At 58.4% G+C, this 14,343-nt stretch carries 13 protein-coding genes; 4 read left to right on the forward strand and 9 right to left on the reverse strand.

The window, feature by feature from the left end; translation table 11 throughout:
- Positions 1–19 precede the first annotated feature (19 nt).
- Both ACA049_RS26515 and katB read right to left on the reverse strand, forming a co-directional pair.
- Complete coding sequence (locus ACA049_RS26515) at positions 20–562, reverse strand: ankyrin repeat domain-containing protein (RefSeq protein WP_497331034.1); 543 nt, start codon at positions 560–562, stop codon at positions 20–22.
- Between the two features lie 59 nt (positions 563–621).
- Positions 622–2,163, reverse strand: a complete 1,542-nt coding sequence (gene katB, locus ACA049_RS26520) for a catalase KatB (protein ID WP_497331036.1) — start codon at positions 2,161–2,163, stop codon at positions 622–624.
- A 285-nt stretch (positions 2,164–2,448) separates the two neighbouring features.
- Here katB and mscL point away from each other — a divergent pair, with 285 nt between their 5' ends.
- On the forward strand, positions 2,449–2,862 hold the full coding sequence (mscL, locus tag ACA049_RS26525) for a large-conductance mechanosensitive channel protein MscL (protein ID WP_403102443.1): 414 nt from the start codon (positions 2,449–2,451) through the stop codon (positions 2,860–2,862).
- A gap of 45 nt (positions 2,863–2,907) precedes the next feature.
- Here mscL and ACA049_RS26530 read toward each other — a convergent pair whose 3' ends face one another.
- Positions 2,908–3,684 carry a ferredoxin--NADP reductase gene (locus ACA049_RS26530; protein WP_497331038.1) on the reverse strand — a complete coding sequence of 259 codons (777 nt, stop codon included), beginning with the start codon at positions 3,682–3,684 and terminating at the stop codon, positions 2,908–2,910.
- A 347-nt stretch (positions 3,685–4,031) separates the two neighbouring features.
- Between ACA049_RS26530 and ACA049_RS26535 the strand changes: the two genes are divergently transcribed.
- Together ACA049_RS26535 and ACA049_RS26540 are read left to right on the forward strand one after the other, a co-directional pair.
- The gene (locus ACA049_RS26535) at positions 4,032–4,742 is read left to right on the forward strand and encodes a LuxR family transcriptional regulator (RefSeq protein ID WP_497331040.1); all 711 of its coding nucleotides are present in this window, start codon (positions 4,032–4,034) and stop codon (positions 4,740–4,742) included.
- Positions 4,743–4,930: 188 nt separating this feature from the next.
- Complete coding sequence (locus ACA049_RS26540) at positions 4,931–6,055, forward strand: methyltransferase (RefSeq protein ID WP_497331042.1); 1,125 nt, start codon at positions 4,931–4,933, stop codon at positions 6,053–6,055.
- A 79-nt stretch (positions 6,056–6,134) separates the two neighbouring features.
- Here ACA049_RS26540 and ACA049_RS26545 read toward each other — a convergent pair whose 3' ends face one another.
- Genes ACA049_RS26545 through ACA049_RS26555 form a run of 3 tightly spaced genes read right to left on the reverse strand, consistent with a single transcriptional unit; the run spans position 6,135 to position 8,810 of the window.
- Complete coding sequence (locus ACA049_RS26545; protein WP_094470553.1) at positions 6,135–6,302, reverse strand: DUF2474 domain-containing protein; 168 nt, start codon at positions 6,300–6,302, stop codon at positions 6,135–6,137.
- A 57-nt stretch (positions 6,303–6,359) separates the two neighbouring features.
- Positions 6,360–7,367: a cytochrome d ubiquinol oxidase subunit II gene (gene cydB / locus ACA049_RS26550; protein WP_497331044.1), complete on the reverse strand. Its 1,008-nt coding sequence runs from the start codon at positions 7,365–7,367 to the stop codon at positions 6,360–6,362.
- 3 nt (positions 7,368–7,370) lie between these two features.
- The gene (locus ACA049_RS26555; protein WP_497331046.1) at positions 7,371–8,810 is read right to left on the reverse strand and encodes a cytochrome ubiquinol oxidase subunit I; all 1,440 of its coding nucleotides are present in this window, start codon (positions 8,808–8,810) and stop codon (positions 7,371–7,373) included.
- 486 nt (positions 8,811–9,296) lie between these two features.
- Between ACA049_RS26555 and ACA049_RS26560 the strand changes: the two genes are divergently transcribed.
- Positions 9,297–10,535 carry an MFS transporter gene (locus ACA049_RS26560; protein ID WP_497331048.1) on the forward strand — a complete coding sequence of 413 codons (1,239 nt, stop codon included), beginning with the start codon at positions 9,297–9,299 and terminating at the stop codon, positions 10,533–10,535.
- Here ACA049_RS26560 and ACA049_RS26565 read toward each other — a convergent pair.
- From ACA049_RS26565 to ACA049_RS26575, 3 genes are read right to left on the reverse strand one after another with little or no spacing between them, the layout of a single operon-like run.
- Positions 10,532–12,733: a xanthine dehydrogenase family protein molybdopterin-binding subunit gene (locus tag ACA049_RS26565; protein ID WP_497331050.1), complete on the reverse strand. Its 2,202-nt coding sequence runs from the start codon at positions 12,731–12,733 to the stop codon at positions 10,532–10,534. The two genes, ACA049_RS26560 and ACA049_RS26565, sit on opposite strands and share 4 nt — an antisense overlap.
- On the reverse strand, positions 12,730–13,719 hold the full coding sequence (locus ACA049_RS26570; RefSeq protein WP_497331052.1) for an FAD binding domain-containing protein: 990 nt from the start codon (positions 13,717–13,719) through the stop codon (positions 12,730–12,732). Before ACA049_RS26570 ends, ACA049_RS26565 begins: the two co-directional genes overlap by 4 nt.
- Positions 13,716–14,246, reverse strand: a complete 531-nt coding sequence (locus ACA049_RS26575; RefSeq protein ID WP_497331054.1) for a (2Fe-2S)-binding protein — start codon at positions 14,244–14,246, stop codon at positions 13,716–13,718. Before ACA049_RS26575 ends, ACA049_RS26570 begins: the two co-directional genes overlap by 4 nt.
- Positions 14,247–14,343: the final 97 nt, after the last annotated feature.

Below are 14,343 nucleotides of genomic sequence, written 5' to 3' on the forward strand. Positions count from 1 at the left end.
ATAGCTCAGCTGACGCGGATCAGCGCGGCACCGCAGTGCGGATTTCTCCCTTGGCCAGACGCGCGGCGCTGTTGCCCAACGGATCTTCGGCGTTCAGGTCGGCGCCCTTGGCCTTGAGTTCATCCAGCAATTCGACCCGTTTGAACAGTCCGGCGTACATCGCGGCGGTCTGGCCGGCGTCGTTACGTTGGTCGGGGCTGCAATGGGCGGCCAACAGGGTTTTGGCGACCTGGATTTCGCCCTTGAAAATAGCGCCCATCAGGGCGGTGTTGCCGCGTTGATCCTGCGCGCAGGCGTCGGCCCCGGCCGCGAGCAAACGGTCCACCGCGCCTGTCTGGCCGTGATAGGCGGCCAGTATCAGCGCGGTATAACCCTTGCTGTCGCGGGTATCGAGGGAGTAACCGGCCTCAATGAAAGTCTCGAGCATCGGCACATCACCTCGGCGAGCGGCGTCGAAGTAGTAATCCTGCAGTTGAGCCTTCAGCGCGGCGGGATCTTCGGCCGACCCTGCGAAGACGCTGAATGAAACGCACGCCAGAAACAGCGATAGACAAAAACGCATGGCAAGCTCCTTGGTCTGACGGGACCTCCTCAGAGGCCCCGCTGTTCAGGCAAACGCGATCAGTCGGCCAGCTTGGCCGCCAGCGCCTTGACCCGGCTCAGATCGCCCTTGGCCACCTTGGTCACGCCGCTCCCGTATTCCGGGTCGGCCTTGTAAAGGAAGGACAGGATGATGTGCTTGCTCTCGTCATCGGTGGTGGCCAGTGACCCGCCGAAGCTCTCGATCAAGTCTTTGCGCTCTTTCTTGCTGAACGAGCGATACAGATCACCGGCCTGCTTGAAGTTCTGCTCACGCTGGATCTTCGCCTGCTGCGTGCTGCCCGACAGGGCCGACTGGCTGTAACGCGCGGTTTTCGGCTCGTCACGCGGCAGCAAACGGCTCGGCTGATAATTCACACCGCTGGTGCTGTGGCCGATGTTCATCGCGCCATCCTGATTACCGTTGTTCACGGCGACCTTGGGGGCATTGATCGGCAATTGCAGTGCATTGGCGCCCAGGCGATATAGTTGAGTATCGGCATAAGAGAACACTCGCCCCTGTAATAAGCGATCTTCCGAAGGCTCGATACCTGGAACAAGATTGGCCGGTGCCATGGCAACTTGTTCCGTTTCCTGGAAGACATTTGCCGGATTACGGTTCAGCACCATTTGTCCAACTTTTCGCTCAGGAACACCGGGCCATATTTTGGTTGCATCCAATGGATCGAAATCAAACTTGTACAAGTCTTGAGGATTTAACACCTGGACGTACAAGTCCCATTTCGGAAAGTCACCCTTGTTAATATGAGTGACCAAATCATTGGTCATATGACTGTAGTCTTGACCTTGAACTTTAGTTACTGCTTTTGGATCGAGATTATTAATCCCTTGCAGACTTCTCCAGTGGAACTTCACATAGTGAACTTCACCCCTGGCATTCACTAACTTGTAAGCATGAACACCGTTACCGTCCATTTCCCGATAACTGGCCGGCGTACCGGAGTTGGAATACAACTCCGTCAGGGTGCGAGTGGCTTCGGGGACGTGAGAGAAGAAATCGAAGCGGCGGGCATCATTGTCCAGGTTGGTACGCGGGTCCGGCTTGAAAGCGTGGACCATGTCCGGGAACTTGATGGCATCACGAATGAAGAAGGTCGGGAAATTGTTGCCAACCAGGTCCCAGTTGCCGTCCGCCGTGTAGAACTTGGTCGCGAAGCCCCGGGGGTCACGCAGGGTTTCTGGCGAATGGTTGCCGTGAACGACCGCCGAGAAACGCACAAACACCGGGGTGCTCTGACCGCCGGCGAATACCTTGGCTTTGGTCAGGTCACTCAGGTCGTCCGTCACAGTGAAGGTGCCGTGGGCTCCAGTGCCACGGGCATGCACGACGCGCTCGGGAATTCGCTCGCGGTCAAAGCGTTGGAGTTTCTGGATCAGCTGTACGTCCTGAAGCAGCACCGGGCCGTTGGCCCCGGCGGTCTGCGAGTTCTGGTTGTCGCCCACCGCAGCACCGTTATCGCGGGTCAGGGGCGCAGCGTGGACGGTGAAGGACAGCAGGCTGGCGGTTAACACGCCAAGGGTACGCCGATGGGGAAAAGCCCCGAGGCCAATGGTCGAAGTCATATCAGGTTCCTCTGTTTTCTAGGCGCACTCCAAGTGCGCTGCCCAGAGGCTAGAGGCCCGGACCGCAGAACATAAATAGAAAGAACGTAATGCGATGATTCAGAAAATTGTGTGGCTAATCAGCTTGTTAGCGCGTAGTTCCCGCGCGATTGGTGGCACTTTGAAAACTAAATGCCTGCAAATATGTCGATAAACACGGGCTTTGTAAGAAGGCGTTTCGAGCAGGACAGGATTTGCTGATTTACACTGCGTTCACCAACCTCATCTGTAACAAGGAAATAACCTATGGGCGTGATAAGTGAGTTCAAGGCCTTCGCGGTCAAAGGTAATGTGGTCGACATGGCCGTCGGTATTATCATCGGCGCCGCGTTCGGCAAGATTGTTTCATCGTTTGTCGGCGACGTGGTGATGCCGCCAATCGGCCTGTTGATCGGTGGGGTGGACTTCAGTGACCTGGCCGTTACCCTCAAGGCAGCCAACGGCGATGTCCCGGCGGTGGTGCTGGCCTATGGCAAGTTCATCCAGAGCCTGATCGACTTCATCATCGTCGCTTTTGCGATCTTCATGGGCGTCAAAGCCATCAACCGTCTGAAACGCGAAGAGGCCGTTGCGCCAACCCTGCCGCCGGTTCCAACCAAGGAAGAAGAGCTGTTGAGCGAGATCCGTGATCTGCTCAAAGCCCAGAACAATCAGCCCTGAAGGCTGGTTGCATGCAGAAACGGCGCCTTCGGGGCGCCGTTTTTTTTACCAGAAGTTTTCCACCGCCACCTGGCCGGGTCGTCGACTGAGGCTCAAGTGCATGTTCCGCTGTTTGAGCAACTTGCGCATGTCATCGATCATCTCAGGGTTGCCGCAGAGCATGACCCGCGAGTGCTCGGGCGTAAGCTCGACGCCTGCCACCCGCTCCAGTTCGCCATTTTCGATCAGCGTGGTGATTCGCCCGTTCAGGGCGCCGGGATGCTGCTCGCGCGTGACGGTCGCGATGAACTGCAGCTTGTGCGCGTATTCGGCCAGATAATCACGCTTCGCCAGCCCCGCAATCAGCTCCTGATAAGCCAGCTCACGGGCTTCGCGCACACTGTAGACGAGGATGATCCGCTCGAATTTCTCCCACACCTCGAAGTCCTGCAGGATCGACAGAAACGGTGCCACGCCCGTCCCTGTGGATAACAACCAGAGATCCCGGCCATCGACGAAACGGTCCGGCGTCAGGTATCCAAAGGCCTGTCGGTCGACCAGCAGCGTATCGCCGACCTCCAGCCGACTCAATTCACTGGTGAATTCTCCGTCGGGTACAACGATGGAAAAGAACTCGAGGAATTCGTCATAGGGCGAAGAGACCATTGAATAGGCGCGCCACACGGTGCTGCCGTCGGCTTTCGTTACGCCCAGCCGGGCGAATTGCCCCGCCCGAAAACGAAAGCCCGGGTCTCTGGTGGCCCGCAACGTGAACAGGTTGGGGGTCAACGGCTGAACATCGGTCAGGGTCTGGCGAGTGAATTTTTCTGCACTGGCGGTCATAAGATGCTCCATTCAACAGATGCCCCAGTGTCCCGCAAAGCAGGCGATGTAAACACCGCTGATTTGTAGTGGCTTTAGACAAAACGCCATTATTTTGCCTTCACCCATGTATTTGAAAATGAATCTCGCTCCACTCTAATAACAGTTTACAAAAACAGGATTTTAATAATTGAATGACGAGCAACATCAAACTTCACTATTTTCCACCTAAGAACCAGTTAGATAGTTTTTAAACTTTTAAGAGCAAAAAAATTGCAGCATGTGTGTAGGAATACTCCTACACTCGTGGCGTGCCGGATTTCGGATCCAATGTGCACCCCCCGAGTAACCCACATGGAGTTAAACCGATGGAAATGTGGAAGGAGTCACAATTAAGACAGATAACGAACGCACGAAATATTGAGTCTGCCTACGAAATGTCACTTGATCTCGTTCAAGGTCTTGGCTTTAAATTTTGTGCCTTTTCAATAACCTCACATTTGCGAGGGCCGCTCTTCGAGAGGGTAAATATCAATAATTACCCAAGCGAGTGGAACCTGAAATATGAACAAAGTCATTTCAGCGATGAAGATCCGATACTGGCTCATTGCAATCAGTCAACGCTGCCAATTCTATGGGGAGACGAGGTCTATTCGACAACACCCGAGCTGTGGCAAGCTCAAAAAGAACTGGGTTTGCAACATGGCTGGTCGCAGTCGCTCCATGACGACAACGGACTCTGCAGCATGTTGAGCCTGGCCAGAAGCAACGACGCCATCAGCCCCTATGAATGGTATGAAAAACTTGGCTACACGATTTTCATCAGCCACCAATTGCATGGGCTCATCGCGAAAAAACTGCCTGTACGGGTCAAGGATCCCTGCAAACCTCATTTATCAGCACGGGAAATCGAAGTGCTGAAGCTGTCGGCTGATGGCAAGACTTCGTTCGAAATCGGAGTAATTCTGGGGCGCACCGAACGCACCGTAAACTTCCATGTCCACAGTGCAATCCAGAAACTGGGCGTCAACAACAAGATTGCAGCCGTGATCGCGGCAGCCAGGGCCTGCATGATCTGAGCAGTACACTCGAATACCGAGGGGGAAAAACCCGCGAGTATTTCGAAAGAAAAAAACGTACCATTTGCGGTTCCTCCAGAGTGATGACGAGTGAAACATCACGTCGTAGTCCACTCGGACGGCCCCGCCCGCGACAACGCCTCAGGCAGCGGGACATCACACCCGTTGACTACCCAGAGCCCCGCCTCATGCCCCTGCTCGAAACACCCTTCGCCCAACTCGATCTGATCCGTCAGCCAGAACAGCAGAACGAACCGCTGCAAGCTTTTGATGCCGCAGACGAATACCTGCTCAATCATCTGGCCGAGCAGCAACCGACCGCGGACACCCGGGTGCTGGTGCTCAACGATAGCTTCGGCGCATTGGCCGCGAGCCTGGCAGGAAACGTCCTGGTGACCAGCAGCGGCGACTCGTTCCTGGCCTTCCAGGGCCTGGAAAAGAACCTGATCCGCAACGGTCAGGCATTCGATGCCGTGCCGAGCGTCCCGGCCAGCGAAGCCTTTGTGGGGCCGTTTGACCGTGTATTGATCCGCGTGCCGAAAACCCTGGCCTTGCTGGAAGAGCAACTGATTCGCCTGCAGGGCCAACTGGCTCCAGGCGCTCAGGTGATTGCAGCAGCGATGGTCAAGCATCTGCCTCGCGCTGCGGGAGATCTGCTGGAACGTTACATTGGCCCGGTGCAAGCCTCGTTGGCGGTGAAAAAAGCCCGGTTGCTGATCGCATCGCCTGAAGCCAAAACCCCGGCCGTGTCCCCCTACCCTTCACGCTACCAACTCGACACACCGGCGATCGAACTGCTGAACCACGCCAATGTGTTCTGCCGCGAAGGTCTGGACATCGGCACACGAGCATTCCTTCCACACTTGCCGCAGAACCTCGGCACAGCGCGAGTCGCCGACCTTGGTTGTGGTAATGGTGTATTGGCAATCGCCAGCGCTCTGCAAAACCCTGATGCCCAATACACGCTGGTAGACGAATCGTTCATGGCCGTGCAATCGGCCACTGAAAACTGGCGCGCTGCGTTGGGTGATCGTGAGGTGATCGTGCGGGCCGGCGATGGCCTGGCCGGGCAAGAGCCGCAATCGCTGGACGTGGTGCTGTGCAATCCGCCGTTTCACCAGCAACAGGTCGTTGGCGACTTTCTCGCCTGGCGGATGTTCCAGCAGGCGCGCGAAGCCCTGGTGGTTGGCGGTGCGCTGTATATCGTCGGCAACCGTCATCTGGGTTACCACAGCAAGCTCGCGCGGTTGTTCCGTGGTGTTGAGCAAGTAGCGGCCACGCCAAAATTCGTCATTCTCAAAGCCCGCAAATAATTGCAGGTAAAAAAAACCCTCCATGACAGGAGGGTTTGAATCCGTGCCGCAAGGCAACGGGATGGGAATGTCGAGTGTTTCAGTGCGTGGACAGACCTGCGGCGTTCATGAACATGCGCATCAGGCTGGCCACGATAAACAGGGCCCCCACGCTACCGACCCAGATCAAGGCCAGCCAACCAAGCCGCTGCCATAGCGGCTTCTTCTCTGCTGCCTTGATGTCCTCCAGGGAATGTTTGCCAGCCATCATCGTGAGCTCCTCTGAAACGGCACAGGATTGGGCCCTGCGCCGTAGTCGCGTGTTCTAGTGATAACCGTCTTCGTGGGTCACCTTGCCGCGGAACACGTAGTAGCTCCAGAAGGTATAACCCAGGATGAACGGGATGATGAACAGCGTACCGACCAGCATGAAGCCCTGGCTTTGCGGCGGTGCAGCGGCGTCCCAGATCGAGATCGACGGCGGCACGATGTTGGGCCACAAGCTGATGCCCAAACCGCTATAGCCGAGGAAGATCAGCACCAGGGTCAGCAGGAACGGCGTGTAGTTCGCATTGCGAGCCACGGCGCGAATCAGACCGTACATGGTCACCAGCACCAGGATCGGCACAGGCAGGAACCAGAAAAGATTCGGCAGCGTGAACCAGCGAGCGGCGATTTCAGCGTGAGCCAGCGGGGTCCAGATACTGACGATACCGATCACCGCCAACACCACGAACGCCAATGGCCGTGCCAGATTGTGCATCTGCTCCTGCAACTTGCCTTCGGTCTTCATGATCAGCCAGGTGCAACCCAGCAGCGCATAAGCCACCACTAACGCGAGGCCGCAGAACAGGGTGAACGGCGTCAGCCAGTCCAGTGAACCACCGGCAAACTGACGATTGACCACCGGCAGCCCATCGATGAATGCACCCAGCGCCACCCCCTGAAAGAAGGTTGCGGCAATCGAGCCACCGATGAAGGCCTTGTCCCACAGGTGGCGCTTGTCGTCCTTGGCCTTGAAGCGGAACTCAAACGCCACGCCACGGAATATCAGCCCGATCAGCATGAAAATCAGCGGCAGGTACAACGCCGAGAGCACCACCGAATAGGCCAGCGGGAACGCACCGAACAACGCTGCGCCGCCCAGCACCAGCCAGGTTTCGTTGCCGTCCCAGACCGGGGCGACGGTGTTCATCATCACGTCACGGTCGGTCTTGCCCGGGATGAACGGGAAGAGAATCCCGATCCCCAGGTCGAAGCCGTCCATGACCACATACATCATGATGCCGAAGATGATGATCACGGCCCAGATCAGCGGAAGATCAATACCCATGACTCAAATCTCCTTGGTCAGGCTGGGGCTGCTATCAGCGTCGGCGTCATCGTCGGCAGCGGAGAGCGGACGGGCTGGCGTGCGTTTCTTGCCTGGACCACCCTCGGGCGTTTCCTTGCCTTCGTCGATCTTCGGCCCTTTGCGCACCAGGCGCATCATGTAGCCCAGGCCCGCACCGAACAGCGCGAAATACACCACCACGAACAGGATCAGCGTGATGCTCATCTGCATGAAGCTGTGATTGGAGGACGCGTCCGCCGTGCGCATCAGGCCATAGACCACCCACGGTTGACGGCCGATTTCAGTGGTGAACCAACCGGCGAGGATCGCGATCAGGCCGGACGGGCCCATCCACAAAGCCAGGTAGAGGAACGGTCGCGAGGTGTACAACCTGTCGCTCTTGCGCAGCCACAGACTCCACAGACCGGTGAAAATCATCAGCATGCCCAGACCGACCATGATCCGGAACGACCAGAACACGATGGTCGAATTCGGCCGGTCTTCAGGCGGGAACTCCTTGAGCGCCGGCACTTGCTTGTCCAGGGAATGCGTCAGGATCAAGCTGCCCAGGTACGGAATTTCCACCGCGTACTTGGTCCGCTCCTCGTTCATGTCCGGCCAGCCGAACAGGATCAGCGGGGTCGGCTCATCGCCGTGATTTTCCCAGTGACCTTCGATTGCGGCGATTTTCGCCGGCTGGTGCTTGAGCGTGTTGAGCCCGTGGAAGTCACCGATAACGGCCTGAATCGGCGCCACGATCAACGCCATCCACATCGCCATCGAAAGCATGGTGCGGATCGCCGGGTTGTCCTTGCCGCGTAGCAAGTGCCAGGCCGCCGAAGAGCCGACGAAGAAAGCAGTGGCGACGAACGCGGCCGTGGCCATGTGCATCAGGCGGTACGGGAATGACGGGTTGAAGATTACGGCGAACCAGTCGGTTGGAATGACTTGGCCATTGATGATTTCGAAACCTTGCGGGGTCTGCATCCAGCTGTTGGAGGCAAGAATCCAGAAGGTCGAGATCAGCGTGCCGATGGCGACCATGACCGTGGCGAAGAAGTGCAGGTTGCGCCCCACCTTGTTCCAGCCGAACAGCATGACACCGAGGAAACCGGCCTCAAGGAAGAACGCTGTCAGGACTTCGTACGTCAGCAACGGCCCGGTCACGGAACCGGCGAAGTCCGAGAAGCGGCTCCAGTTGGTGCCGAACTGATAGGCCATGACCAACCCGGACACCACGCCCATGCCGAAGTTGACGGCAAAGATCTTTGACCAGAAATGGTACAGATCGCGGTAAGTGTCGTTGTTCGTCTTCAGCCACAGACCTTCGAGTACCGCCAGGTAACTCGCCAGGCCAATGGTGATGGCTGGAAAAAGGATGTGGAACGAGATGGTGAACGCGAACTGAATTCGGGCGAGATCAAGCGCCTCCAAACCGAACATAAGTCTTCCTCTGTCAGGTAATACCGGCTGAAGGCTTGCGGCCTGCACCCACTGCCCCCACGGATATGGAGTGTGGCGAATTTGCATTCGTTCTTTTTTTACAAACATCACAACGTAGGGAGTCTGGCCATCTGGCCGCCGGATCATTTCCACAAGGGTCTTGATCTGGATCAAGCAATGGTTAAAAGAGTAGTCCCATTTTTGACGATGGACGGTGTGGTCTTTTGCCGCGTGACAGGTTGCCTCACGGCTCTGCTCATGAACTGAAACACATTACCTGTGGGAGTGAGCCTGCTCGCGAAAGCGATCTGTCTGTCACCTTTATGGTGAATGTGCCGACGCCTTCGCGAGCAAGCCCGCTCCCACAGGGGGATGTCGGTGTTTTTGGAGATCGGTGTCTAGCTAACTAAATTTTCCCAGCCTGCAACTTCTGGTTACAGGTTGGTGATAATCTCGACCCTCCCCTCGCTCAAGACCTGCCCTCAGATGCCCAGCCAAGCGCCCTTGCTGTTACGTCATCACCGCCCTTTTATCGCGTTCTGGCTGGCTCGGGTGTTCACCGCCAGCGGTTTTCAGATGCTCACCGTGGCCATCGGCTGGAACCTGTATCAACTGACCGGCAATGTGCTGGACCTGGGTCTGGTGGGGCTGGTGGAATTTGCCCCACGGGTGCTGTTCATGCTGCACACCGGGCATGTCGCGGATCGCTATGACCGGCGCAAGGTCGCGGCGATCTGTCAGTCCCTGCAAGCGTTGATCGCCTTGTCCCTGGCCATCGGCAGCGCGACCGACCATGTCACCCGGGAGATGATTTTCATCCTCGCGTTCCTGCTCGGCGCCGCGCGCTCCTTCGAGATGCCGACCACCCAGGCCTTGCTGCCCAGCATCGTGCCCAGCGCGCTGTTCCCCCGCGCCGTCGCCGCCGCGCAGTCGGCTCAACAATCGGCCACCATCGTCGCCCCGGCCGTAGGCGGTTTGCTCTATGCCTTCGGCAGCGTCTGGGTGTATGGCCCGACGGTGATCCTCTACCTCATTGCCTGCTTGTTGATGCTCAACCTGCCGGCCCGGCAAACACCGCTGAACAAGGGCAAGGCGACCCTGGATTCATTGCTCGCAGGCATCCGTTTCATTCGCAGTCGCCCGGACATTCTCGGGGCGATTTCCCTGGATCTGTTTGCGGTATTGCTCGGTGGTGCAACGGCGCTGCTGCCGGTGTTCGCCAAGGACATCCTGTTGACCGGCCCCTGGGGCCTGGGCCTGTTGCGTTCAGCCCCGGCCGTCGGTGCGCTGTTGATGTCGCTGTACCTGGCGCGATTTGCCGTGGAGCGCAAAGTCGGGCGCGTAATGTTCACCGCGGTCGGTGTATTCGGCGTCGCGACCATCGCGTTCGGCCTCTCGACCTCGTTCTGGTTTTCCCTGGCGGTGTTGGTAGTGCTGGGCGCGGCGGACATGATCAGCATGGTGATCCGCGCCTCTTTCGTGCAACTCGAAACCCCGGACGAAATGCGCGGCAGGGTCAGCGCCGTCAACGGCCTGTTCATCGGCGCGTCGAACCAGTTGGGCGAATTCGAATCCGGCCTCACCGCCCACTGGTTCGGCACCGTGCCGGCGGTGGTCATGGGCGGGATTGGCACCTTGGTGGTGACCGGGGCGTGGATCAAACTGTTCCCAACCCTGGCCAACCGCGACCGCATGCATGTGCCGGTGGAAGAAGCCAAGGTCTAAAGCAGCTTGTCGAGGGTGATGGGAAAGTCCCGCACCCGCTTGCCGGTGGCGTGGTAGATGGCATTGGCCACAGCCGCCGCGACCCCAACGATGCCGATTTCGCCAACACCCTTTGAACCAAGAGCGTTGACGATCTCATCGTTTTCTTCGACGAAAAGCACGTCTATTTCGCCGATATCGGCATTTACCGGGATGTGATACTCGGCCAGGCTGTGGTTCATGTGACGCCCCAGCGCATGGTCGGTTTGCGTCTCCTCGTGCAATGCCATGCCAATACCCCACACCACGCCCCCGAGAATCTGGCTGCGCGCCATTTTCGGATTGACCACCCGACCCGCCGCAATCGCGCTGACGACACGGTTAACCTTCACCGTACCCAGTTCCTCATCGACCAGCACTTCAACGAACACGGCTGAATGGGTAGCGGTGGCGTAGGCTTCGCGCTTCTTGTCCGGCTCGGCGTCGACCTGGGCCTCGATCGTTTCTTCGCCACAGTCCCGAGCAAGGTCGGCCAGTTTTAGTCGCGCCTCACCCAATGAAAGATGCCCATCTTCAAAAATGGCTTGGTCAGCGGTCACGCCTGCGAACGCGGGCGAAGTCTGCCGAGCCACGGCGAGCAGTTTTTCCTTTAACGCCTCACAGGCCTGCTGAACGGCAGTGCCGACTGATGACACGGTAAATGATCCGCCCTGCAACGGCGCAGTCGGCAATGAAGAGTCGCCGAGGACGAAAGTGACATCCTCTACAGAAACGCCTGTCGCCTGTGCAGCAATTTGCGTCATGACCGTGTAGGTCCCGGTGCCGATGTCGGTGGTGGCGCTGCTGACGGTCAAATGGCCGTTGTGATCGAGCGAAGCCTTGGCACTGGCTTTCTGCTGCATCGCCTCCCAGACGCCACCGGCCATGCCCCAACCCACCAACTGTCGTCCCTGGCGCATGCTTCGCGGTTCTGGATCGCGCTGATGCCAGCCAAAACGCTTGCCCCCCTGGGCGTAACATTCGCGCAGCTCTTTACTGGAGTACGGCTTGTCTTCGTTCTGATTGCGCTCGGCGTAGTTGATCAAACGCAACTGCACCGGATCGATTGCCAACGCACACGCCAGTTCGTCCATCGCACATTCAAGGCCAATCAGCCCCAACGCCGCGCCCGGCGCTCGCATGTCGAGCGGCGTGAACACATCCAGCGGCACGAGTTTGTAGGTCAATTGCACGTGATCGCAGTGATAGAGCATCCCGCTCCACTCCACCACATGCTCGGTGAAATCCTCGAACCGCGAAGTCTGGCCAATGGCGGTGTGAGCGACGGCGAGCAGGCGGCCGTTTGCCGCAGCGCCTAGTTGCAAACGCTGCAAGGTGCGGGGACGGTAGCCGAAGGTGAACATCTGCTGGCGCGTCAACGTCACGCGCACTGAACGCTTGAGTTGCAGCGCCGCCATGACCGCCAAAGGCAGTTGATACTGCGGACGCAAGCCCGAACCGAATGCCCCGCCGACATACGCGGCGAAGATTCTGACCTGCTCTTTCTCAAGTCCGAACACCTTTTGCACATACGACTGACAGTTCTGCGGGCCTTGGGTCTTGTCATGGATGTGCAAGCTGCCGTCGGCCTGATACAGCACCGTGCTGGCGTGCGGCTCCATTGGATTGTGATGCTCGATCGGCGTGCTGTAGTTCAGGTCCAGGCTCATGGCCGCGCCAGCGAACTCGGCCTGAAAGTTCCCACGCGGCTTGGGCAGTTCGGCAGGTGCTGGATGGGCTTCGCCTTGCAGCGATAACAGATCGGTCTGATGGGCGTCGGTTTCGTATTCAATTTCGATCAATGAACCGGCATGGCGCGCCAGCTCAAGGTTGTCCGCGACAACCAGTGCCAACGGTTGCCCGCTGTACAGGACATGATCGTTATACAACGGACGGAACGGTGAGCCTTCGGCCGAATCGGCATCCTCATAGTCTTCGTCGTAGCTGGCGATCTTCGGGCGGTTGTTGTGATCGATCACCGCTACGACCCCAGGCAACGCCAAGGCCTTCGATGCATCAATGCGAATCACCCGTCCGCAAGCGATGGTGCTGGAAACAACACTGCCGTGAAGCAGGCCGTCCTCGGGAAACTCGCCGGCGTAGCGCGCCTGTCCCGTCACTTTGAGCTGGCCGTCGACCCGGTCGAGCGGCTGCCCCATGGGTTGCGTGTAAGTCTTCATCGGGCTTCCCCTCCCTGCGCGGCATCGCTCAGTGCGCGCACGATTGCCCGGCGCGCCAGTTTCACTTTGAAAGCGTTGTGTTCGAGCGGCTCGGCGTTTTGCAGCAAAGCATCGGCGGCGGCGGTGAAGGTTTCGCGGCTGACCTCTTTGCCAACCAGCCAGTCTTCCACGGCCTTGTCGCGCCAGGGTTTGTGCGCCACGCCGCCCAGGGCCAGTCGCGCCTTGCGAATGATCGATCCGGACAAATCGAGCGCTGCGGCGACCGAGACCAATGCAAAGGCATACGACGCGCGATCACGAATTTTCAGGTAATGGCTGTGTTCGGCAAAACCGGTGGCGGGTAATTCGATGGCGGTGATCAGTTCATCGTTGGCGAGCTGGTTGTCACGTTCGGGAGCATCGCCCGGCAGACGGTGGAAATCAGCGAACTCGATGGTCCGCGCACCGCTGGTGCCTTGCACGTGAACCACGGCCTCCAGCGCGGCCAAGGCCACACACATGTCTGAAGGGTGGGTAGCGACGCACGATTCACTGGCGCCGAAAATGGCATGAATCCGGTTCAGCCCGTCCCGCGCCGGACACCCGCTTCCGGGTTCCCGCTTGTTGCATGGCACGCCAGCGTCATAGAAGTAATAGCAGCGCGTGCGTTGCAGCAGGTTGCCGCCGGTGCTGGCCATGTTGCGCAGTTGTGGTGACGCGCCGGCCAGAATCGCCTGGGACAACAGCGGGTAGCGCTGCTCGATCAACGAGTGCCAGGCCAGATCGGCATTGCTGACCAGTGCACCGATCATCAGCCCCCCTTGGTCCGTTTCAGTGACATCGCGCAAGGGCAGCCCGGTAATGTCGATCAAGTGCTCCGGACAAGTGACATTTTCCTTCATCAAATCCAGCAGGTTCGTACCACCGGCAATGAAGCGCGATGCCGGGCCGGCGAGATGTACAGCGGCCTGTACCGAATCGGGTTTGCTGTAGTGGAAAGGATTCATTGGCCATCCCCTTGCTCAGGTTTGCGGCAGGCGGGAAGCACTTCTTCGATGGCGTCGCGAATATTGTTGTAGGCACCACAACGGCAGAGGTTGCCGCTCATCAGTTCTTGAATGTCTGCGGTGGTTTGCGCCCGCCCTTCATTGACCAGGCCGACCGCCGAGCAGATCTGCCCCGGCGTGCAATAGCCGCACTGAAAAGCATCGTGCTTGATAAAGGCTTGCTGCATGGGGTGCAATTCGTCGCCATTCGCCAACCCCTCAATGGTGACCAGCTCCGTCCCGTCACACATCACCGCCAGCGTCAGGCAGGCGTTCACCCGTTTGCCGTTGAGCAACACCGTGCAGGCGCCGCACTGTCCGTGGTCGCAGCCTTTTTTTGTGCCGATCAGGTCCAACTGCTCACGCAGCAGATCCAGCAGCGTGGTCCAGGGCAAGACGTCGAGCTGACGCTCCTGACCGTTGAGCCTCAGGCGTAACGGATGACGGACGAAGGACGGCTGAGCCGCCTCGGGAGTGGTCGCACTCATAAACACCTCACGGTTGGTCGTACGTTCGCGGCGTTTTGGCAAACCGTCGTCTTAAGGGGTACGACTTCGGGGTGGGATGAGCGTTCAAGGGAATTGA

It is taken from the genome of Pseudomonas sp. LBUM1662 (assembly GCF_059695915.1).